This window comes from Fulverythrobacter ferritrahens, from assembly GCF_020539485.1.
Taxonomy (GTDB): Bacteria; Pseudomonadota; Alphaproteobacteria; order Sphingomonadales; family Sphingomonadaceae; genus Andeanibacterium; species Andeanibacterium ferritrahens.
Map to the genome: position 1 here is coordinate 16998 of NZ_JACDXU010000002.1, position 19291 is coordinate 36288.

The window sequence follows — 19291 nt, forward strand, 5'->3', positions numbered from 1 at the left end:
ATCGGCCGGTCAGGCGACTGTGCTGGCCGCCTCGCACTTGGCCTTCACTTCGCCCGAACCATCGCCTTCCAGCAGGGTGATCGCCAGGAAGCCCGCCACCACCAGCACCGCGAAGCCCGCCGTGGCGAGGCCGAGATATTTGTCGATGAAGGCCTTGATCGGACGCCCGAACAGGCGGAACAGCACGCCCACGATCATGAAGCTGATCGAGCGGGAGACGATGCTGGCCAGCACGAAGGTCAGCAGATTCATGTGAATGAAGCCGGCGGTGATCGTCAGCAGCTTGAAGGGGATGGGCGTGGCGCCCTTGATCATGATGATCTCTGCCCCGTATTCCCGCAGATAGCAGGCCGCCACCGGGAAACTGGCCGTCAGGCCCAGCCAGTCGAGCAATTGCTTGCCCAGCGTATCGTAAAGGCCCCAGCCGATCGCATAGCCCAGCACACCGCCCGCCACGGAGGAAAGCGTGGCGATCGTGGCGAAGCGCACGGCCTTTTTCGGTTCGGCCAGGCACATCAGCCCCAGCACCGGATGCGGCGGAATGGGGAAAAAGCTCGCCTCCACAAAGGCAAACAGGGCCAGCCACCATTCGGCATGCGGATGGCTCGCCTTGGCCATCGTCCATTCGTAAAGGCGGCGCAGCATGAAAAACCTCGGGGTTTGGAAAGCGGCAGCGTCATTGCGAGGGGCACGGCCCCGAAGCTTCGCTCGCAATGACGAGCCCAAAGCACCGCCCATCTACGCGAGGGTGTGAACCATCACAAGCCAAACTGAATAACCTATCTGGCACTTTTCTATTGACATCGTGACGCTATGAGGTTAGGAAGGCTCAACATCGCGATAGTGCGAGCAGGGGCGGTAACGCCCTTCCCCCTCAGAAACGGACCCTTGCCATGACCGAGCCGACTTCCCGGCCCGGCGCCGCCGCGCGCCGTGCCGCCACTCCTGCTGCCTCCAGCTGGCGCCGCGCCTTTCTGGCCGCGCTCGCCGAAACCTCCAACGTCGCCCGCGCGGCGCGCAAGGCCGGAGTGACCACCTCCACTGCCTATGACACCCGCCGCAAAAAACCCGACTTCGCCCGCCAGTGGCGCGATGCCCTGTGCGAGGGATATGACAATCTGGAAATGGAACTGCTCGGCCGGTTGCGCGAAGGCGAAGTCAAACGCGCGACAGGGGCGAAGATGGGCGTGCGCAGTTTCGACAATGCCACCGCCTTCCGCCTGTTGAGCGTCCACCGCGAGGGCGCGGCGCAGGCCCGGGCCGAACGTGCCCATCTTTCCGCAGCCGATATTCGCGCCGCGCTGGAACGCAAGATCGCCGCGATGCGCGCACAGGTGCTGGCCCGCCAGGAGGCCGAACTGCCGCTGATCGAGGGCCCCTCCCCCAAGGCAGGGCCCGCGGAAGCCCATAATGCCGACTGACGATCCGCGCGGCTGGCTGTGCGAGGCGCAGGCAGGGGATCTGGCCCGCCTGACCCAAAGCCTGACCCCGGCGGAGCGCGACGCGCTGCCCTATGCCTTCTGCGCCTTCCAGGCCCATGCCGGGCAAATTCCCCCGCCGGGCGACTGGCGCGTCTGGCTGGTGATGGCCGGGCGCGGTTTCGGCAAGACACGAGCCGGGGCCGAATGGGTGCGCTCCGTGGCGGAGGGCGATCCCGATGCCCGCATCGCGCTGGTCGCCGCATCGCTGGGGGAGGCGCGCATGGTGATGGTGGAGGGGGAAAGCGGCATTCTGGCCTGCTGCCCGCCCGATCTGCGCCCCGCCTATGAACCCAGCCTGCGCCGCCTGACCTTCCCCAATGGCGCGCAGGCCATGCTCTATTCGGCAGGCGAGCAGGAAAGCCTGCGCGGCCCCCAGCATAGCCATGCCTGGTGTGACGAGATCGCCAAATGGACCAATGCCCATGGCCGCGCCGGGCAGGCGTGGGACAATCTGCAACTCGGCCTGCGGTTGGGGCAGGATCAGCGCGTGATGGCCACCACCACGCCCCGCGCCGTGCCGCTGCTGCGCCGCCTGCTTTCCGGCGAGGAAGCCGAGGACGTGGCCGTGACGCGCGGATCGACTTTCGACAATGGCCATCTGCCGCGCGCCTTCACCCGCCGGATGCGCTGCGAATATGGAAGCTCGCTGCTCGGCAGGCAGGAACTGGAAGGCCACTTGCTGGAGGAGATCGAAGGCGCCCTGTGGAGCCGCGCGCTGCTGGAGCAATGCCGGGAAGCGGAACTGTCCGCCCCGGCGCCCTCCACTTTCCGGCGCATAGTGATCGGCGTCGATCCCCCCGCCTCCGCGCAGGGGGACGCCTGCGGCATAGTGGTCTGCGCGCTGGGGGAGGACGGCGTGGCCCGCGTGCTGGCGGACCGTTCGATTGCCCGCCCCAGCCCGGAAGCCTGGGCCCGCCGCGTGGCCGATAGTGCGAGCGAATTTTCCGTTGACCGCGTGATTGCCGAAGCCAATCAGGGCGGCGAAATGGTCCGCTCCGTCCTCAAGGCCGCCGACATCGCCCTGCCGGTGAAACTGGTCCACGCCAGCCGGGGCAAAAGCGCAAGGGCCGAACCCGTCGCCGCCCTCTACGAGACCGGAAGAGTGCGCCACATCGGCCAGTTCCCGCTGCTGGAGGACGAGCTATGCGGCATGTTGGCAGCAGGCGGCTATGAAGGGCCGGGCAGGTCGCCCGACCGGGCGGATGCCTTGGTCTGGGCGCTCACCGAACTGATGCTGGGGGTGCGGAGAGTGCCGCGGGTGGTGGGGTTTTGATGTGTAATTGCCGATTTTTCTGTGGACTGAGCCACTAAACATCGGAAAATATAGAGAACAAAAAATTTGCTCCCTGACTCAGACTGTGCGAACAAAATTAGCGCTCACGCTAATTTGGCTTGGGTGTTGTGGTAGCCAGCCTGCCGCTCAGGTTACGTCATAAATGAAAACGCATACTGGTTAGGCCACCGCCGGGTGTGAGCACGGACATGCTCAACCCGGCCTAGGCGCCAACGCCAATACGCGCGTACTGATACGCGTCGCATAGGACACCGTCTTTCTTGATGCGGGGGTAAGCCCGCGCTCCCGAAGGCCCGTTTGCCTCCGCGCCGTTCAGAGGCGCTCGGGAGGGAGCAGAAAGACGGCAGACCAGCTACCGAGAGCGACTATCAGGACCAACCGTTGATCAAGTCAACCGCGCCACATTTCATGCTTTGTTCTGATGCGCCCTGATAAATCATTAATGCAAATTAAGCCTCTCTATTCTCAAGATTTTTATGGCATGAAATATCCCCAGTTGGATGACGATCCTGCCCTGTGAAACATTTCATCAACCGTCTCACGTGGCCTTCGACAAGCTCAGGCTGAGCGGGGAAAGGCGATTCGCTGACCAACATCCGCTCATGCTGAGCCTGTCGAAGCACACGCACGGCAGTAACCCGACCTCCGTCCCGGAGCGCCCGGGTTTTACGGACTGACGTAGCCGTGAACCAAAAGCTGGACCCCGGAACAGGTCCGGGGTGACGGGATTGTCCTGGCTGCCCTGAGGCGGAAGGGCTGGGTTGCGGATGCCGGGTTTTTTTGGGAGAATTCAGTTTCCACCCCAATAGTCACCCCGGACTTGTTCCGGGGTCCAGCTTACCCCTCTCCCAGTGGCGCAAATCCGAAATCGACCGCCAGATCGCGCCAGTCGGGATTATGCTGCTCGATCAGGGTGAACTTCCACTCCCGCGGCCAGCGCTTGATCGTTTTTTCCCGCCGGATCGCCGCCTCGATATCGTCATGGCGTTCGAACCACACCAACCGCTTGATGTCGTAACGGGCAGTGAAGCCTTCGAAAGTGCCACTGCGGTGCTGATGTAGCCGCCCCAACGGGTCCGACGTAACGCCCGTATAGATCGTACCCCGGTAGCGGTTGGCGAGGATGTACACCGTCGGCTCGAAGACGCGCATCGTCCTTCAATGCTGAAAGCTGGACCCCGGAACAAGTCCGGGGTGACCAAATCAGACCAAACCGGACCCTTCCAAACCGAAAGGCATTCCATGTCCTTCCTCACTTCTCTGGCCTCCGCCTTCAAGGGCGGGGGTTTTTCGCGTGCGCCCTTGTCGCGCTGCTATTCCGCCGCATGGGCCAGTGCTTTCGATATGGGCCCGCGCGCCTTCGATTATCGTGGGGCGGTTGCCCGTGCGTTCCTCGACAATCCCGTCGCCCAGCGGGCCGTGCGGCTGGTGGCGGAAGGGGTGGGCGGCGCGCCCATGGCGGCCACCGACGCGGCGCTGGAAAAGCTCGTCACTGCCGCCAGCGCAGGCCAGCCCTTGCTGGAGACGCTGGCGGCCCATCTGCTGCTGCATGGCAATGGCTTCCTGCAGATCGTGAAGGACGGCGCCGGGCAACCGGTGGAACTGTTCGCCCTGCGGCCCGAACGCATGGCGATGGTGCCCGATGCCAGCGGTTGGCCCTCGGCCTGGCTCTATCGCGTGGGTGAGAAGGAACTGACCCTGCCCGTGGAGGATGAGGAAGGCTGGCCCGCCATCATCCACATCAAGGCCTTCCACCCTTCGGACGATCATTACGGCGCGGGCTGCCTTTCCGCCGCCGACGAGGCAGTGGCCACGCACAACGCCGCCGCGCGCTGGAACCGGGCGCTGCTGGAAAACGCCGCCCGCCCATCGGGCGCGCTGGTGATGGAAGGGGGCGAGGCGGGAACGCTGAGCACCGAACAGTTCGAGCGGCTGAAGGCCGAGCTGGAAGGGGCCTATGCCGGAATGGCCAATGCCGGGCGACCGATGCTGCTGGAAGGCGGGCTCAAATGGCAGTCCCTTTCCATGAGCCCGGCGGATATGGATTTCGCCGAGCTGAAGGCCGCCGCCGCGCGCGACATTGCCCTCGCCTTCGGCGTGCCGCCCATGCTGCTGGGCCTGCCGGGCGACAATACCTATGCCAATTATCGCGAGGCGAACCGCGCCCTGTGGCGGCTCACCCTGCTGCCGCTGGCGGGCAAGATTCTCTCCGCCATCGCCGAAGGGCTGGCCCCGTGGTTCCCCGATGCGCGGCTGGCGGTGGACCCGGACCGCATCCCGGCGCTGGCCGAGGATCGCGAGCGGCTGTGGGCGCAGGTCAGCGCCGCCGCCTTCCTTTCCGACACTGAAAAGCGGGCCCTGCTGGGGCTCGACATCAAAGGAGCAAGCCAATGAACCGGCAAGACATGCTGGCCAGCCTGATCGCGCAGGGCGCGCAGCAAGGCGGCGACCTGACCACATTGCGCGCCATCGTGGAGGAAGCCTCCGAACTGGGCGCGGACCGGGTGCTCGCCCGGCTCGGCCTGGCCGATGAAAGCGCGCAGGGCGATATCGACGAATTGCGCGAGCTGCTGCAGGCCTGGCGCGATGCCAAGAAAAGCGCCTGGCGCGCCGCCATCGGCTGGGCCGTGCGCGGCATTCTGGCCATGGTGCTTGTGGGCATCGCCCTGCGTTCCGGCCTGACGGAGCTGCTGCGGTGAGGCTGGCGGGCTATGCCGCCCTGTTCGGCATTGCCGACGGGGCGGGCGACGTGATCCGGCCCGGCGCCTTTGCCCGCACGCTGGCGGAGCGGGGCGCGAAGCCGGGCGCGGTGCCACTGCCGCTCTACTGGCAGCACCGGGAGGACCAGCCCATCGGCACGGTGACGCTCGCCGCCGAGGACAGCAGGGGCCTGCGCGTGATCGCCCGGATCGACAATCCCCGCGGCCGCGCGGGCACGGCGCTTGCCCGGCGCGAGGTGAGCGGCCTCTCCTTCGGCTACCGCGCGCGGGGCTGGCGGGCCTTACCGAAAGGCCGCGTGCTGGAGGAAATCGACCTGTTCGAGATCAGCCTCGTCACCCTTCCCCTGCAACATGGGGCGCGGGTTCATATGGTTATGTGAACATCCGTGAGTCCCTGCGCAGGCAGGGCCCCAGCCTCTTGGGCTCCTGCCTGCGCAGGAGCGCACACGCTCCCTCCCCCCACCCCCTCCCCAACCGGAGGGGGTTTTCTTTTGCCCACCAAAAAGGACTCCCCATGGAAAACGAAACCGACAATGCCATGCTCGAAGCCAGCTTCGACCTCGCCACTCGCATCGACGAGGCGGAAAGCGCCATTGGCACCCTGCGCTCCGATGTGGACGAGGTGAAGGCCCGGCTGGACCGCGTCAGCCGCGCCGCATCCCGCCCCTTGCTGGATGGCGGGCAGGCAAGCCCCGAGGTGAAAGGCTTCGTCGACGGATATCTGCGCCGGGGTTCCGAAACGCAGGTGAAGTCCATCAATGGCGCGGCGCCGGGCGATGGCGGCTACGCCGTCCCGCGCGAGATCGATGCCGCCATTGCCCGCCATTTGCAGGACATCAGCCCGATCCGCGCCATCGCCCAGGTAGTGCAGGTGGGCAGCGCGGGCTATCGCAAGCTCATCACCAGGGGCGGCACGTCCAGCGGCTGGGTGAGCGAGACTGCCGGCCGGCCGGAAACCGGCACGCCCGGCTTTGCCGAGATCGCCCCGCCCTTTGGTGAGCTTTACGCCAATCCCGCCGCCAGCCAGGCCATGCTGGACGATGCTGCATTCGATCTGGAAGGTTGGCTGGCGAGCGAAATCGGACAAGAATTCGCCCGGGCGGAAGGCGCGGCCTTCATTTCCGGCAGCGGGGTGGACCAGCCCAAGGGCTTCCTGAACGGGCCCAAGGCTGAGGAAGGCGACGCCACTCGCTCCTTCGGCACGCTGCAATTCGTAAAGAGCGGCGAGGCGGGTGGCTTCAGCGAACTTGCCGAAGTAACGCTGATCGATCTCGTCCATACGCTGAAGGCCGGATACAGGCAGGGCGCCTGCTGGGTGATGAATTCCGCCACTCTGGCCAAAATCCGCAAGCTCAAGACCTCGGACGGGGCCTTCCTGTGGCAGCCGGGTCTGGTGGAAGGCCAGCCGGATCGCCTGCTGGGCTATCCGGTGGTGGAAGCCGAGGACATGCCGGATGTGGCGGCAGGCACCTTCCCCATCGCCTTCGGCAATTTCAAGGCCGGCTATCTGATCGCGGAACGCAGCGCCACGCAGATCCTGCGCGATCCCTTCACCAACAAGCCCTTCGTCCACTTCTACGCGACGAAGCGCGTGGGCGGGCAGCTGCTGGATAGCGCGGCGATCAAGCTGCTGAAGATCGCGGCGTAATTTGCTGCGCCCTCAGGCGCCGGGCGCGGGCCATCCGGCCCGCTTGGCTTTCCTCGCCCTTTCCGGGCTGCGGGCGCCCGAAGCAGCGAAGCTGCGAAGGATAGCCAAGGCCGCGGATGCGGCCGCCGGCGCTTGAGGTCAATCAAAGGAACCAAAATGCGGACGATCCTTACCCCCGCCCCACTGCCGGAAGCGGCACTGGGCGAATTGAAGGCGTGGCTGGCCATTGCCTCCGGCGCAGAGGACCAGCTTCTCGCCGCCCTGCTGCGCGCCGCGCTCGACGCGTTTGCGGGTTTCACGGGCCGCATTGCGCTGACGGCAGAATGCGAGGAACTGCTGCCCGCCCACCCCGGCTGCTGGCTGCGCCTGTCCGCCGATCCTGTGCAGGCAATCACGGCGGTAGAGAGCGTCGCAGGGGACGGCACCCGCACGCCGTTACCCGCCGATGCCTATGCGGTGGAGCTGGAAGCGGATGGTTCGGCACGCTTCCGCGTCCTGCGGCAGAGCGCAACGAAACGCCTTGCCCTTGCCCTCACTGCCGGGCTTGCCTCCGACTGGCCTGCCCTGCCCGAGGCGATCCGCCACGGCGTGATCCGGCTGGCCGCGCATCTCTATCGCGAACGCGATGGCGAGGCGGCACAGGCCAGCCCGCCCGCGGCGGTGGCAGCGCTCTGGCACCCATGGCGGCGAGTGCGGCTGGCATGATCCGGGCGAGCCTTTCCACCCGCAGCCTTGCGGCGAGACTTGGCGCCAAGGCCACGATCCTCGCCCAAGCCGCCGCCGAAAACCGCCAGCGCACCCGCCGCGCCGATCCGCTGCGCTGGCGCCTGCCGCGCCTGCTCTGGCCGCTCATCACGAAAGGGGACTGACCCATGGAAATCCTCCTGCGCGCCGCGCTGCTCGACTGGCTGCGCGCCGATCCCGCACTCGCCGCCGTCAATCTGGTGGCGGAAGAAGCGCCCGCCGCCGCCAGCCTGCCCTGGCTGGGCATCGCCGCCAGCGCCAGCACGGACTGGAGCGCCAAGGGCGTGGCGGGCCGCGAAATCCGCATCGCGCTGGAACTCCACTGCCGGGGCGGCGACCCCGCCAGTGCCGCAACGCTGGTCCGCGCGATTGGCGAGTGCGTGGAAGCCCTCCCGCGCGACCAGCCGGGCCTTGCAATCATCACCACCCAGTTCCTGCGCGCGCGGGCCGAGCAGCGGGCGAGGAACACCCGCTCGGTGCTGCTGGAATATCGATTCCGGGTTCTGGCGGACTGAATAAGCAACCTGATCCCCCTCCTCTGAAGAGGAGGGGGCTTCTGACCCTATCCCCACAGGAGACCCCCATGACTGCCCAGAAAGGCTCCGCCTTCCTCCTCAAGATCGGCGATGGCGCCACCCCCGCCACTTACCGGATCGTCGCCGGGCTGCGTACCACGCAGATGTCCATCAATGGCGACACTGTCGTCATCACGCACAAGCAATCCGGCGGCTGGCGCGAGCTGCTTTCCGGCGCGGGCATCCGCTCCGTCTCGGTCAGCGCGGCGGGGCTGTTCCTCGGCAGCGAGGCCGAGGCCGACCTGCGCAGCCACGCGCTGGCGGGTACGCTGGAGGAATATGAGCTGTCCTTCGAGGATGGCGAGCGCCTGCGCGGGCGCTTCCTGATCCAGCGGCTGGACTATGCCGGGGATTTCAATGGCGAGCGCAATTACACGCTTCAGCTTGAAAGCTCCGGTGCCGTGGTGCCGGCATGAGCCGCCCGGCCAATTCCTTGCGGGGCGAAGCAGCGATCATGCTGCAGGGCCGCGCCCGCCTGCTGCGCCCCAGCTTCGCGGCACTGGTCGCGGCGGAGGAAGAACTCGGCCCCCTCTTCGCGCTGGTCGAGCGGGCCGGGCGCGGCACCTTGCGGCTGGCGGAAATGGCCGCGCTGTTCTGGCACTGCCTGGCCGAGCCGGAAGGGGTGAGCCGCGAGCAGATGGGCGAGGCAGTGCTGACTATCGGCCTTGCCGAAGCAGCCAAGCCGCTGCGTGTGCTGCTCGGCCAGATCTTGCAGGGGCGCGAGTGAGCGACAGCTTATCCCCGGTTGCCCGGCGCCTTTCCGGCCTCGTCCCGCGCCTGCTCGGGTGGAGCCCGGACGCCTTCTGGGCCGCCACGCCCGCCGAACTTGCCGCGATCCTCGTGCCCGAAGCCGGGGGCGATCCCGCCCCGCTCTCCCGCGCCGACCTCAACCGAATGATGGAGCAAGATGGCCATGGATGACGAAATCGAGAGCCTGCTGGTGGAAGTCCGCGCCAATACGCAGGGCTTCGCGCAGGATATGGAGGCGATGCGCTCCTCCTTGGACGGCACGCTGGTCGGCGGGTTCGAACGGGCGGGCAGCGTGCTCGAAACCGGCCTCACTTCCGCGATCCGCCGGGGCGGGCTGGGCTTCGACGATCTGAAGCGCGTGGCCCTGCGCACCATGGACGAGATCGCCGCACAGGCCGTGCAGAGCGGACTGGGCTCGATCCTCGGCACCGGAGGCGGCGGAGGCGGCGGAGGCGGCGGACTGACCGGAAGCCTTGTCGGCGCGCTGTTCGGCCTGCCCGGCCGCGCGACCGGCGGCCCGGTCAGCCCCGGCAGTGCCTATGTAGTGGGCGAGCGCGGGCCGGAACTCTTCGTGCCGACCAGCGCGGGCCGCGTGGAGGCGCAGCCCGGTGGAAGCCCGCGCGATGTACGCGTGGCGATCCGGCTCACCATTCCACGCGGCAGCGACAGCCCCACAGCCCTGCGCCGTTCCACCCGCCAGCTGGCCAGCGCCGTGCGGCGGGTGCTTGATTCTTGAGCCTCAAGCGCCGGCGGGGCCTTCCGGCCCCTTGGCTTTCCTCGCGCCTACGGCGCTGCGGGCGGCCGTTCGGCCTTGCGGGCCGCGATACGGCCCGGGGCGCACCTATGATCCGGAGATATATAAATGGCATTCTGGCTCGCCGCCCGGCGGAACGGACAGCAATCCGATTGGGTCCAGCGTTTCGATCCGCGTTTCTGGACCGCCGATTTCCCGCGCCCGATGATGGCCAGCGTCACCACGACGGCACCCGATACGCTGCGAGTGGAGGCCGAATTCTTCCGCGCCTCCGACCTTGCCGGGCTGATCTGGGACAGCGAGGACCGGATCGACCACCCCCTGCTCGCCTATGAGACGGACCGCGATTATTCGCGCACCACCTTGCGCTTCCGCTGGCGCTCCGGCGGCATCCAGCCGCTCGACGCCGCCAATGGGCCGACCCTGACTATCGAGGGGCGCGATACCGCAGGCGTGCCGCGCAGCTGGTATGTCCGCCTGTGGAACTATGCCAGCGGCACGCCGGAAGACGCGCTGGTGGAACTGCCCTTCTCCGCCCTCGATAGCGGGTGGAGCGTTTCGGAAGGGACAGACCCGGTCAATCCGGCAGCCATCGACCGCATGTTCATCTCGCTCGCCCCGCTCGGCTATGCGCCCGGCGTAGATGATCTGCTGCCCGCCCGTGTGGATGGCTGGGCCGAAATGAGCGGCATCGCCTGCGAAGGCCATCGCCCCATGCTGCGCATCGGCGATGTGCTGCTGCCCCCGCATGGCACCGGCATCGCCACCGGCTATGACGATTGCTACAACCAGACGCCCGCGCGGGTGCTGCGCTCCATCCGCGGCCTCGGCTATCGGGGGCGGATCGTGCATTATCTGGGCATGAGCCATCTGTTCCGGCTGGTGTCCGATGGCTCGGCCCTGCTGGCCGATCCGTCGGGCGCTCTGTCCGGCCCCGCTGCTGCATGGCATGGTGATTTCTTCCGCCTTTGTGCCGCGCAGGGGTTCGAGGCCATCGCCTCGCTTTCCTACGAAATGCTGGCTGAGCACTGCCCGCCCACCTGGCAACAGCGCGCCTTCGACGGCACGCCTGCCCGCACGGCATGGAGCCCGCCTTCCGCACTGCTCTCCCCGGCCCATGGCGGTGCGAATGGCTGGTTGCAGGCTGTAGCGGCGCAAGTGGTAGCGCTGCTAAAGGCGGCGGACCTGCCGGTGCTCTTCCAGATCGGGGAGCCGTGGTGGTGGATCACGCCGGAAGGGCGCATCTGCCTCTATGACGATGCGGCGAAAGCGGCTTTCGGCGGCGATCCGCCCGCCATACCGGATATGCGCCAGCCGCTGGGCGCGGCGCAGAAAGGCCTGCTCGACGCGGCAGGTGAAGTACTCGCCGCTTCGACCGCCGCGCTGGCCGATGCAGTGCGTGGGGCGGCGGGTGAGGCGGGGGCCGAAGTGCTGCTGCTGGCCTTCACCCCCATTATTCTCGATCCCGCCATGCCGGAACTCTGCCGCGCCAATCTGCCCGCGGGCTGGGCCTTCCCCGCCTTCGACCGCTTGCAGGTGGAGGATTATGACTGGCTGACCGCCGGGGCCGATGCCCCGCGCCGCGCGGCCTATGCCGTGCTGGACGAGCGGCTGGGCTACCCGCCGGACCGGCAGGATTATCTCGCGGGCTTCGTCCCCTTGCCCGAAAATGCCGACACGCAATGGCGGCGGATCGACGCCGGACTTTCGGAAGCCGCCGCGCGCGGCATTGCCCGCCGCTTCGTCTGGGCCCTGCCGCAGGTCGCGCGGGACGGTTTCACTTTGCTTGCCCCACCGGAAGGAGATGCCATGCAGGCCTTCGACGATGTCCATTACCCCCTCGCCCTTGGCCGCGACGCCGGGGTCAGCCCGGAATTTTCCACCAGCATCACCGTCACCGCATCGGGCCATGAACGCCGCGCGAGCCATTGGGCCGATGCCCGGCTGCGCTTCGATGTCGGGCCCGGCATCCGTTCCGAAGAGGAACTCGGCACGCTGATTGCCTTCTTCCGCGCCCGGCGCGGGGCGGCGCGCACCTTCCTGCTGGCCGATCCCTTCGATTTCAGCTCCAACGGGATGAGCGGCGCGCCCACCATGCTGGACCAGAAACTCGGCACGGGGGATGGCGCAAGTGCCCGCTTCCCGCTGGTGAAGCATTATGGCGGCGCGGACGATCCGCAGATCCGCCCGATCACCCGGCCTCGGCCCGAAAGCGTGACCGTCAGCGTGGATGGCCTGCCCGCCAGTGGCTGGACGCTCGGCGAAAAGGGGCTGGTGCTGTTCGACGCCGCCCCGCCCGAAGGCGCGGATATCCGCGCGGGCTTTCTGTTCGACGTGCCGGTGCGCTTCGCGGAAGACCGGCTGGACGTGACCGGCGCCAGCTTCGCCGCCGGGGAAGCGCCCAGCGTGCCGCTGATCGAAGTGCGGGAAGCGGCATGAGCCGGGTGTTCTTTTCCAGCGAGCTGGAAGGCACTGCGCTTTACTGGCGGATCGAACGGCGCGACGGAGTGGCGCTGGGCTTCACCGGCCATGATCGCGATCTGTGGTTCGACGGGCTGCTGCACCGCGCCGCACCCGGCATGCTGCCTTCCGCCATCCGCCGCAATGCCGGGCTGGAAGCGGATAGCGCCGAAGTGGAAGGCGCGTTGTCCCACGATGCCCTGTCCGCCGCCGATCTCGCCGCCGGGCGGTTCGATGGCGCGCGCATCGCCATGGGCGTGGTCGATTGGGAAAACCTGGAACGCACGATCCTGTTCACTGGCGAGCTGGGCGCGGTCACGCTGGAGGGGCAGAGCTTTTCGGCCGATCTGCGCTCCGCCAAGGCGGCGCTGGAAATCGATCCGGTGCCGCGCACCAGCCCCACCTGCCGCGCGGCATTCTGCGGGCCGGGCTGCACGCTTTCCGCCGCGCGCTACACGCATGAGGGAATGCTAGCCGCCTTCGACCCGGAAACAGGCCGCACGCGCTTTACCGGTGCCCCTGCCGCGCCCGAAGCGATGGAAAACGGCAGCCTGCGCTGGCTGGACGGGCCACAAGCCGGGCTGGCGATGGAAGTGGTGGAGGCTGATGCCGAGGGTCTGCTGCTCGACCAGCCGGTGGCTCTCGCTACCCCCATCGGCACGCGCGCGCTTCTGCGGGAAGGCTGCGACCACACTCTGGCCATGTGCGCCGCGCGCTTCGGCAATGCGGCCAATTTCCAGGGCGAGCCTTTCCTGCCGGGCAACGATCTGCTCGCCCGCTATCCGCTGGCCCCAACATGAGCGGCCACGGCATGAGCGGCCTTACCCCCGGCCTCGCTCTCGCCCGTGCGGCCATGGCGCTGATCGGCACACCCTTTCGCCTGCACGGCCGCGATCCGGCGACGGGGCTGGATTGCGTCGGGCTGGTCCATGCCGCGCTGGCCGCCATCGGCCGGGAAGCGCCGGCACCCTGCGATTACGGCCTGCGCAATCGCGACATTTCCCGCCCGCTCGGCTTTCTAAGCAAGGCCGGGCTCGCGCAAACATCCGCCCCGCCTCTGCCCGGCGATGTGCTGCTGGTGGAGCCCGGCCCGCTCCAGCATCATCTGCTGATCCTGGGGGAGGATGGCGCTGTCATCCATGCCCATGCCGGGCTGCGCCGCGTCGTTTCCACGCCCTGGCCCTCTACTGAACCAGCCCCCTGGCCCGTGCTGCACCGCTGGCGCATGATCCCTTCCGCTTGAGGAATTACCCATGGCAACCCTGCTTCTTTCCGCACTCGGCAGTGCAGTCGGCGGGCCGATCGGCGGCGCCATCGGCGCGCTGGCGGGCCAGCAGATCGACCGCTCGCTGGTCGGCGGCCCCCGGCGCGAAGGCCCACGCCTCAAGGAACTTTCGGTCAGCACCTCCACCTACGGCACCCCCATTGCGCGCCAGCATGGCCGGATGCGCAGCGCCGGGTCGATTATCTGGGCCACCGAACTTGCCGAAAGCAGCGAGGCGACCGGCGGCAAAGGCGGCCCCGCCCTCACCACCTATGCCTATTCCGCGTCCTTCGCCGTCGCCCTTTCCAGCCGCCCGATCCGCGACATCGGCCGGATCTGGGCAGACGGGAACCTGCTGCGGGGCGCGGCGGGCGATCTCAAGGTGGGCGGCGCCATGCGGCTCTATCGCGGCTATGGCGACCAGACCGTGGACCCGCTGATCGCCTCTGACCGGGGGGCGGCCTGCCCGGCCTTCCGCGCCATGGCCTATGTCGTGTTCGAGGATCTGCAACTGGCCGATTTCGGCAACCGCATCCCCGCCCTGACATTCGAGATCATCGCCGATGACGGGGAAGTGACGCTGGCCGACGTTCTGGAGCCGCTGGAGGAACCCCTCATTTGCGAACGGGATCTGGCCGGGTTGCAGGGCTTCGCACTGGAAGGCGGGCGACTGGGGGAAGTGCTGGCCGTGCTCGCCGCGACATGGCCCCTCGCGCTCGACGCCGGGGGCGGCGGACTGGCAATTCGCGCGACCGATGGAGCGGCAGGTGCCTTGCCGCTGCTCCCCCCGCCTGCCGCAGCGCGGGATGAGGAGAGCTTCGCGCGCAATGGGGGCATTCGCCACATGCGCGGCGGGGCGGGCAGTGCAGTGCCCGATGCCCTGCGCTACTACGATGCGGCGCGCGATTTCCTGCCCGGAATGCAGCGCGCGGAAGGGCGCGCCCGGCCTGGCGAGGGGCAGGCGATCGATCTGCCGGGCGCTCTTGCCGCCCCTGCTGCCCGCGCCCTGATCAATGCCGCCGCCGCGCGGCATGGCCGGGGGCGGGAGAGCCTTTTCTGGCGGCTGGCCGAACTCGATCCCGCGCTCACCCCCGGCACTGCCGTGCGCGCGCAGGGCTTTCCCGGCATTTGGACCATCGAGAGCTGGGAATGGAGCGAGGAAGGCGTGACTCTGGAACTGCGCCGGCTGCCGCGCGGCCCGGCGCGCCAGCCGGCAGGCGATGCGGGCACTGTACTCGCTCCGCCCGATCTGGTGGCTACGCCCACTCTGCTCCAGGCCTTCGAACTGCCGTGGGAGGGGGCGGGAACGGGCGATCAGCCGCTGATCCATGCCGCGCCCAGCTCTTCCGGGGCGGGCTGGCGCGGGGCCGCGCTCCATGCCGAACGCGGCGGCACACTGGTGTCGCTGGGCGGAACCGGCCCGCGCCGCTGTGTGATCGGCCATGCCGCTGCCGTAGTGCCACCTTCCCCGGCCATGCTGCTGGAACGGGGAGCCGAACTGGACATTCAACTCGTCTCCCCCGATTTCGCGCTCACTTCCGCCACGCCGGAAGAACTGGCCAATGGCGCCAATCGCGCCTTGCTGGGCGGGGAAGTGATCCAGTTCGCCGGTGCCCGCGCTCTGGGCGGCGGCACATGGCGGCTTAGCGGCCTGCTGCGCGGGCGTGGCGGCACGGAAGGCACCGCTCTGGCCGGTCATGCGGCAGGTACGCCATTCGTGCTGCTGAATGCCGCGCCGCGCCTGCTCGATCCGGCCCGGGTCGGCCCATCGGAAGGCACGGCCATCCTCGCTTTGGGCCTTGCCGACAGCACAGCCGTCAGCGCCACCATTGCTAATCCCGGCCTGACCTTGCGCCCGCTGACCCCCGTCCATCCCCGCGCGTTCCGCAAGGCCGATGGCAGCCTGCTGTTCGGCTGGATCCGCCGCGCGCGGGGCGGCTGGAACTGGGCTGATGGAGTGGATGTCCCGCTGGCCGAACAGACGGAAGCCTATCGCGTCGGGCTCGGCCCGGTCGATCTGCCTGCGGCCTATTGGGATGTCTCCACTCCCTCCCTCGCGCTTCCGGCAGCAACGCTTGCCCCGCTGGCCGCCGCTCATCCCGGCGCGCCGTTCTGGGTGCGGCAGGTGGGCAGTTTCGCCCTGTCGCCCCCGCTGTTCCTCACCGCTCTTTCCTGACCATCCGGAGGCACCATGACCGATCCCCTCAGCTTCACTTCTGCCAGCCCGCGCTTTGCCCTGCCCCTGCTGTTCGCCGGGCAGGCGCAGAAGGAATTTTCCGTCAATGAAGCCCATGTGCTGATCGACGCCCTGCTGCATCCCGCCATCGAGGGAGAGCGTAATGCCCCACCTGCTGCCCCCGCTGCGGGCGAGTGCTGGATGGTCGGCGCGTCTCCCTCCGGCGCATGGGCAGGCCATGCGGGCGAGCTTGCCTGCTGGAGCACGGGGGCTTGGATTTTCGCCGCCCCGCGTGACGGAATGCGGCTGATGAACCGCGCCACCGGGCAGATGTTGCTCTATCGCGGCGGCTGGCGCGTGGCGGCGAAGCCCGCTGCCCCAACCGGCGGCGCCACCGTGGATACGCAGGCCCGCGCGGCCATTTCCGCGCTTGTCACCGCGCTGGCCGAGGCCGGGATATTTGCCCAGACGTGAAGTTTCGGAGCCATCGCGGCATTCTTGCGTTAGGAGTGTTCAGGCAGCCCAAGGAGTTACGTCATGAAAACCCGCCGAATAATCGCCCCGATTGCCCTGATCGCCACCCTGGCCGCCTGCCAGTCCACCAGCGATTCGCGTCCCGCCAGTGCCACCAAGCCGCTTGCGCCGATGGGGGCAGCCACTCTGCTCCTCGCCGATGGAACGCCTGCCGGCAAGGCACAGCTCTTCGCCAGCGGGGATCAGATGTCGGTAGAGATCTCTCTTCAGGGGATTTCGCCGGGCGTGCATGCCGTGCATTTGCACACGACCGGATCGTGCGAGGCGCCCGCCTTCACTTCGGCTGGCGGCCATCTCAACCCCGGTATGCGCCAGCATGGGATGAACAATCCGCAAGGCGCGCATCTGGGCGATCTGCCCAATGCCACTATCGCGGCGGACGGCACCGGATCGATCTCTGCGGTTCTGCGGGGCACGAAGGACGAAGTGCTGGCCGATATCTATGATGCGGATGGCACTGCTATCGTGGTCCATGCCGGGCCGGACGACAATGTTTCCGATCCGGCAGGCAATGCCGGCGGCCGCATCGCCTGCGGTGTCGTGAAGGCCCACTGACGCAACAAGCGAGGTCAGGCAGCGGGGATTGCCTCGCCCGCCGCCGCTCGTTCTTCCTTTGCCCGTTCGACAAGCGTCGCGGCGGCCCCCGGCGCGGCGCGAATGGCAATGGCCAGCGCAATCAGGCCAAAGGGCGCCGCGATCAGCGTGGATTTGACGCCAAAGGCCAGATCGCCGGTCGCTTCCGATACGAAGCCCGCCATGAACGGGCCGAGGCCAAGGCCGCACAAGGTCGTTCCGAGGAAGAAAATTCCCGTCGCCGTTCCCCGCATGCGCGGCAGGACGAGCGACTGGCTGGCCGCCGCCGCCGCCCCAAGCGCGGAGGCGGTGACGAATTGCACCGCGAAGGCCAGTATGTAGAACAGGGTCGGGTTGCCGGTGCTGTAACCCACCAGCATGATCGGCACCGGCATGATCAGCGCGATGGCCAGCACCATGATCCGCCCGGCGGCGAAGCGCGCCTGCAACAGATCCGCCAGCCGCCCGCCGAATACCACGCCCAGAAAACCGCCCAGCGCGGCAGGCGCGCCGATCAGCAGGCCCAGCGCGGCCTTGTCCACCTCGAACATCCGCTCCGCATAAGGCGCCGCCCAATAGGATACGGTATAGCCGATGAAGCAATCCGCCCCATAGGCGATGACCACGCCCATGAAGGCAGGCGATCCCCAGGTAAGCGTGAAGAGCGGCCGGTCGCGGTGATAGAGGGCACAGGCCCAGCTGAAGACGGCGTAATAGCCGACCCCCAGAAACAGGAACTGCGCCGTGCTGGCGGTCAACCAGGCAAGCAGCCAGAACAGCCCGCCGATCACCGCAGCCCCGGCAAGGTTGATCGCCAGCGCCTTCGGCCCCCGCCGCGCGGCGTCGATCAGGGTGAGCGGCGGGATCAGCTGGACGAGCTGCTCGAAGAACACCCGCCAGGGATGTGGATCGCCGGGAGTGGGCAGGCCGTCGATGGCGCCGCGCACCGGCTCGCGCAGGGTCAGCACCCACAGCGCCAGCACTACGCCCGGCAGGCCGACGCCGATAAAGGCCGCCTGCCAGCCGACCAGCCCAAGCGGACCGCCTTGCGGAAACGCGCCGTTCCACGCCTCCACAATCGCCCCGCCGATCAGCAGCGACAATCCGCTGCCGATGAACAGCCCGGCGGAATAGATGCCCAGCGCGGTGCCACGCATCCGGGCAGGAAACCAGTCGGCAATCAGCGAATAGGCGCATGGGGTTGCCGTCGCTTCCCCCACACCCACGCCGATCCGCGCGAGGGCCAGCGTGGCGCCGTTCCGGGCAAAGCCGGAAAGCGTGGTCATCACCGACCACAGGGTCAGGCCCAGGCTGAGCAGGCGCACCCGGTGCCAGCCATCCGCCAGCCGCCCCAGCGGCACGCCGAACAGGGCATAGAATATCGCGAAGGCGGTGCCGTAGAGAAAGCCGAGATCGGCATCCGACAGGCCGAGATCGGCCTTGATGTCATTGGCCAGGATGGAGAGGATCTGCCGGTCGATGAAATTGAGCATATAGACCAGCACCAGCACGCCCAGAGCATACCAGCCATAGGGGCCGGCCGGTTTCTCGGCCTCGTTCATCCTGCTCTCCTCCCCCATAAGGTGCGTTTATAGCGGCGGGGCGCCCGGTGCATATTGTGTATCGTCCGTCAGCCCGGCATCGGCAAAACCCTTGCGGCGCAGGCGGCAGCTGTCGCAGGCACCGCAGGCATAGCCTTCCGGCGTGGGATCGTAGCAGGACCAGCTCATTGCCGGATCGAGACCTAGCCGGATGCACTCCTGCGCAATTTCCGCCTTGCCCAGGAATTGCAGCGGCGCATGGATAGTAAAGGGCTCGCCCTCCACTCCCGCCTTGGTGCCGAGCCGGGCGGTTTCGGCAAAGCTGGCGATGAATTCCGGGCGGCAATCGGGATAGCCCGAATAATCGAGCGCATTGACCCCGATGAATATGTCCCGCGCGCCGCTCGCTTCCGCCATGGCGAGAGTGAGCGAGAGGAACACCAGATTGCGCGCTGGCACATAGGTGACGGGAATATCCTCTCCCACGCCATCCTTCGGCACGTCGATCGCATCGCTCGTCAGGGCCGAGCCGCCGAAGCGGCTGAGATCGAGCGGCAGCACGACATGGCGGCGCACGCCCAGATGGCTGGCGATCCGGCGGGCGGCGTCGATTTCGCGCCGGTGGCGCTGATTGTAATCGATGGTCAGCGCATAAAGCGTGAAGCCCGCCTCCTGCGCGAGTGCGGCGGAGACCATGGAATCGAGCCCGCCCGAAAGCAGCACGACGGCAGATTTGTCGGAATTTCCGGAATTGGCGCCCATCAACGCGGGCTAGCC

23 protein-coding genes are annotated in these 19291 nt (G+C 67.7%); 19 read left to right on the plus strand and 4 right to left on the minus strand.

Annotated features, from left to right (window positions below; genetic code table 11):
- Positions 1-9: 9 nt before the first annotated feature.
- Positions 10-645: a YqaA family protein gene (locus tag H0274_RS08110; protein ID WP_226794494.1), complete on the minus strand. Its 636-nt coding sequence runs from the start codon at positions 643-645 to the stop codon at positions 10-12.
- Between the two features lie 248 nt (positions 646-893).
- Here H0274_RS08110 and H0274_RS08115 point away from each other — a divergent pair, with 248 nt between their 5' ends.
- Both H0274_RS08115 and H0274_RS08120 read left to right on the plus strand, forming a co-directional pair.
- Positions 894-1421: a hypothetical protein gene (locus tag H0274_RS08115; protein WP_226794495.1), complete on the plus strand. Its 528-nt coding sequence runs from the start codon at positions 894-896 to the stop codon at positions 1419-1421.
- Positions 1411-2754, plus strand: a complete 1344-nt coding sequence (locus H0274_RS08120; protein ID WP_226794496.1) for a DNA-packaging protein — start codon at positions 1411-1413, stop codon at positions 2752-2754. The genes H0274_RS08115 and H0274_RS08120 overlap by 11 nt, the downstream gene beginning before the upstream one ends.
- 858 nt (positions 2755-3612) lie before the next feature.
- Here the strand turns inward: H0274_RS08120 and H0274_RS08125 are convergent.
- On the minus strand, positions 3613-3927 hold the full coding sequence (locus H0274_RS08125; RefSeq protein ID WP_226794497.1) for a GIY-YIG nuclease family protein: 315 nt from the start codon (positions 3925-3927) through the stop codon (positions 3613-3615).
- A gap of 90 nt (positions 3928-4017) precedes the next feature.
- Here H0274_RS08125 and H0274_RS08130 point away from each other — a divergent pair, with 90 nt between their 5' ends.
- The 17 genes from H0274_RS08130 to H0274_RS08210 all read left to right on the plus strand — a co-directional run bounded on the left by H0274_RS08130 (position 4018) and on the right by H0274_RS08210 (position 16955).
- Positions 4018-5169 (plus strand): phage portal protein, encoded by a 1152-nt coding sequence (locus H0274_RS08130; protein ID WP_226794498.1) that lies wholly within the window; start codon positions 4018-4020, stop codon positions 5167-5169.
- Positions 5166-5474, plus strand: coding sequence for a DUF6127 family protein (locus tag H0274_RS08135; protein ID WP_226794499.1), 309 nt, complete (start codon positions 5166-5168; stop codon positions 5472-5474). Before H0274_RS08130 ends, H0274_RS08135 begins: the two co-directional genes overlap by 4 nt.
- Positions 5471-5875, plus strand: coding sequence for an HK97 family phage prohead protease (locus H0274_RS08140; protein ID WP_226794500.1), 405 nt, complete (start codon positions 5471-5473; stop codon positions 5873-5875). The genes H0274_RS08135 and H0274_RS08140 overlap by 4 nt, the downstream gene beginning before the upstream one ends.
- A gap of 134 nt (positions 5876-6009) precedes the next feature.
- Positions 6010-7143 (plus strand): phage major capsid protein, encoded by a 1134-nt coding sequence (locus H0274_RS08145; protein ID WP_226794501.1) that lies wholly within the window; start codon positions 6010-6012, stop codon positions 7141-7143.
- Between the two features lie 156 nt (positions 7144-7299).
- The gene (locus H0274_RS08150; protein WP_226794502.1) at positions 7300-7848 is read left to right on the plus strand and encodes a head-tail connector protein; all 549 of its coding nucleotides are present in this window, start codon (positions 7300-7302) and stop codon (positions 7846-7848) included.
- On the plus strand, positions 7845-8012 hold the full coding sequence (locus H0274_RS08155) for a hypothetical protein (protein ID WP_226794503.1): 168 nt from the start codon (positions 7845-7847) through the stop codon (positions 8010-8012). Before H0274_RS08150 ends, H0274_RS08155 begins: the two co-directional genes overlap by 4 nt.
- A 3-nt stretch (positions 8013-8015) precedes the next feature.
- Positions 8016-8402, plus strand: coding sequence for a DUF3168 domain-containing protein (locus tag H0274_RS08160; protein ID WP_226794504.1), 387 nt, complete (start codon positions 8016-8018; stop codon positions 8400-8402).
- 68 nt (positions 8403-8470) lie between these two features.
- Positions 8471-8878: a phage tail tube protein gene (locus H0274_RS08165; protein ID WP_226794505.1), complete on the plus strand. Its 408-nt coding sequence runs from the start codon at positions 8471-8473 to the stop codon at positions 8876-8878.
- Positions 8875-9189 carry a gene transfer agent family protein gene (locus H0274_RS08170; RefSeq protein WP_226794506.1) on the plus strand — a complete coding sequence of 105 codons (315 nt, stop codon included), beginning with the start codon at positions 8875-8877 and terminating at the stop codon, positions 9187-9189. The genes H0274_RS08165 and H0274_RS08170 overlap by 4 nt, the downstream gene beginning before the upstream one ends.
- On the plus strand, positions 9186-9383 hold the full coding sequence (locus H0274_RS08175) for a phage tail assembly chaperone (RefSeq protein WP_226794507.1): 198 nt from the start codon (positions 9186-9188) through the stop codon (positions 9381-9383). The genes H0274_RS08170 and H0274_RS08175 overlap by 4 nt, the downstream gene beginning before the upstream one ends.
- Positions 9376-9948, plus strand: coding sequence for a tail tape measure protein (locus H0274_RS08180; protein WP_226794508.1), 573 nt, complete (start codon positions 9376-9378; stop codon positions 9946-9948). The genes H0274_RS08175 and H0274_RS08180 overlap by 8 nt, the downstream gene beginning before the upstream one ends.
- 126 nt (positions 9949-10074) lie before the next feature.
- Positions 10075-12405 carry a DUF2460 domain-containing protein gene (locus H0274_RS08185; protein WP_226794509.1) on the plus strand — a complete coding sequence of 777 codons (2331 nt, stop codon included), beginning with the start codon at positions 10075-10077 and terminating at the stop codon, positions 12403-12405.
- Positions 12402-13226, plus strand: coding sequence for a DUF2163 domain-containing protein (locus H0274_RS08190; RefSeq protein ID WP_226794510.1), 825 nt, complete (start codon positions 12402-12404; stop codon positions 13224-13226). The genes H0274_RS08185 and H0274_RS08190 overlap by 4 nt, the downstream gene beginning before the upstream one ends.
- 11 nt (positions 13227-13237) lie before the next feature.
- A complete protein-coding gene (locus tag H0274_RS08195) occupies positions 13238-13669 on the plus strand; it encodes an NlpC/P60 family protein (protein WP_226794511.1) in 432 nt (143 codons plus the stop codon).
- Between the two features lie 10 nt (positions 13670-13679).
- Entirely contained in the window at positions 13680-15866 is a 2187-nt protein-coding gene (locus H0274_RS08200; RefSeq protein ID WP_226794512.1) for a GTA baseplate fiber-binding domain-containing protein, read from the plus strand.
- Positions 15867-15881: 15 nt separating this feature from the next.
- Complete coding sequence (locus H0274_RS08205; protein WP_226794513.1) at positions 15882-16340, plus strand: DUF2793 domain-containing protein; 459 nt, start codon at positions 15882-15884, stop codon at positions 16338-16340.
- A gap of 63 nt (positions 16341-16403) precedes the next feature.
- On the plus strand, positions 16404-16955 hold the full coding sequence (locus H0274_RS08210) for a superoxide dismutase family protein (RefSeq protein WP_226794514.1): 552 nt from the start codon (positions 16404-16406) through the stop codon (positions 16953-16955).
- A gap of 14 nt (positions 16956-16969) precedes the next feature.
- Here the strand turns inward: H0274_RS08210 and H0274_RS08215 are convergent, their stop codons facing one another.
- Entirely contained in the window at positions 16970-18535 is a 1566-nt protein-coding gene (locus H0274_RS08215) for an MFS transporter (RefSeq protein ID WP_226794515.1), read from the minus strand.
- Positions 18536-18562: 27 nt separating this feature from the next.
- A complete protein-coding gene (gene queC, locus H0274_RS08220) occupies positions 18563-19276 on the minus strand; it encodes a 7-cyano-7-deazaguanine synthase QueC (RefSeq protein ID WP_226794516.1) in 714 nt (237 codons plus the stop codon).
- Between the last annotated feature and the right edge of the window lie 15 nt (positions 19277-19291).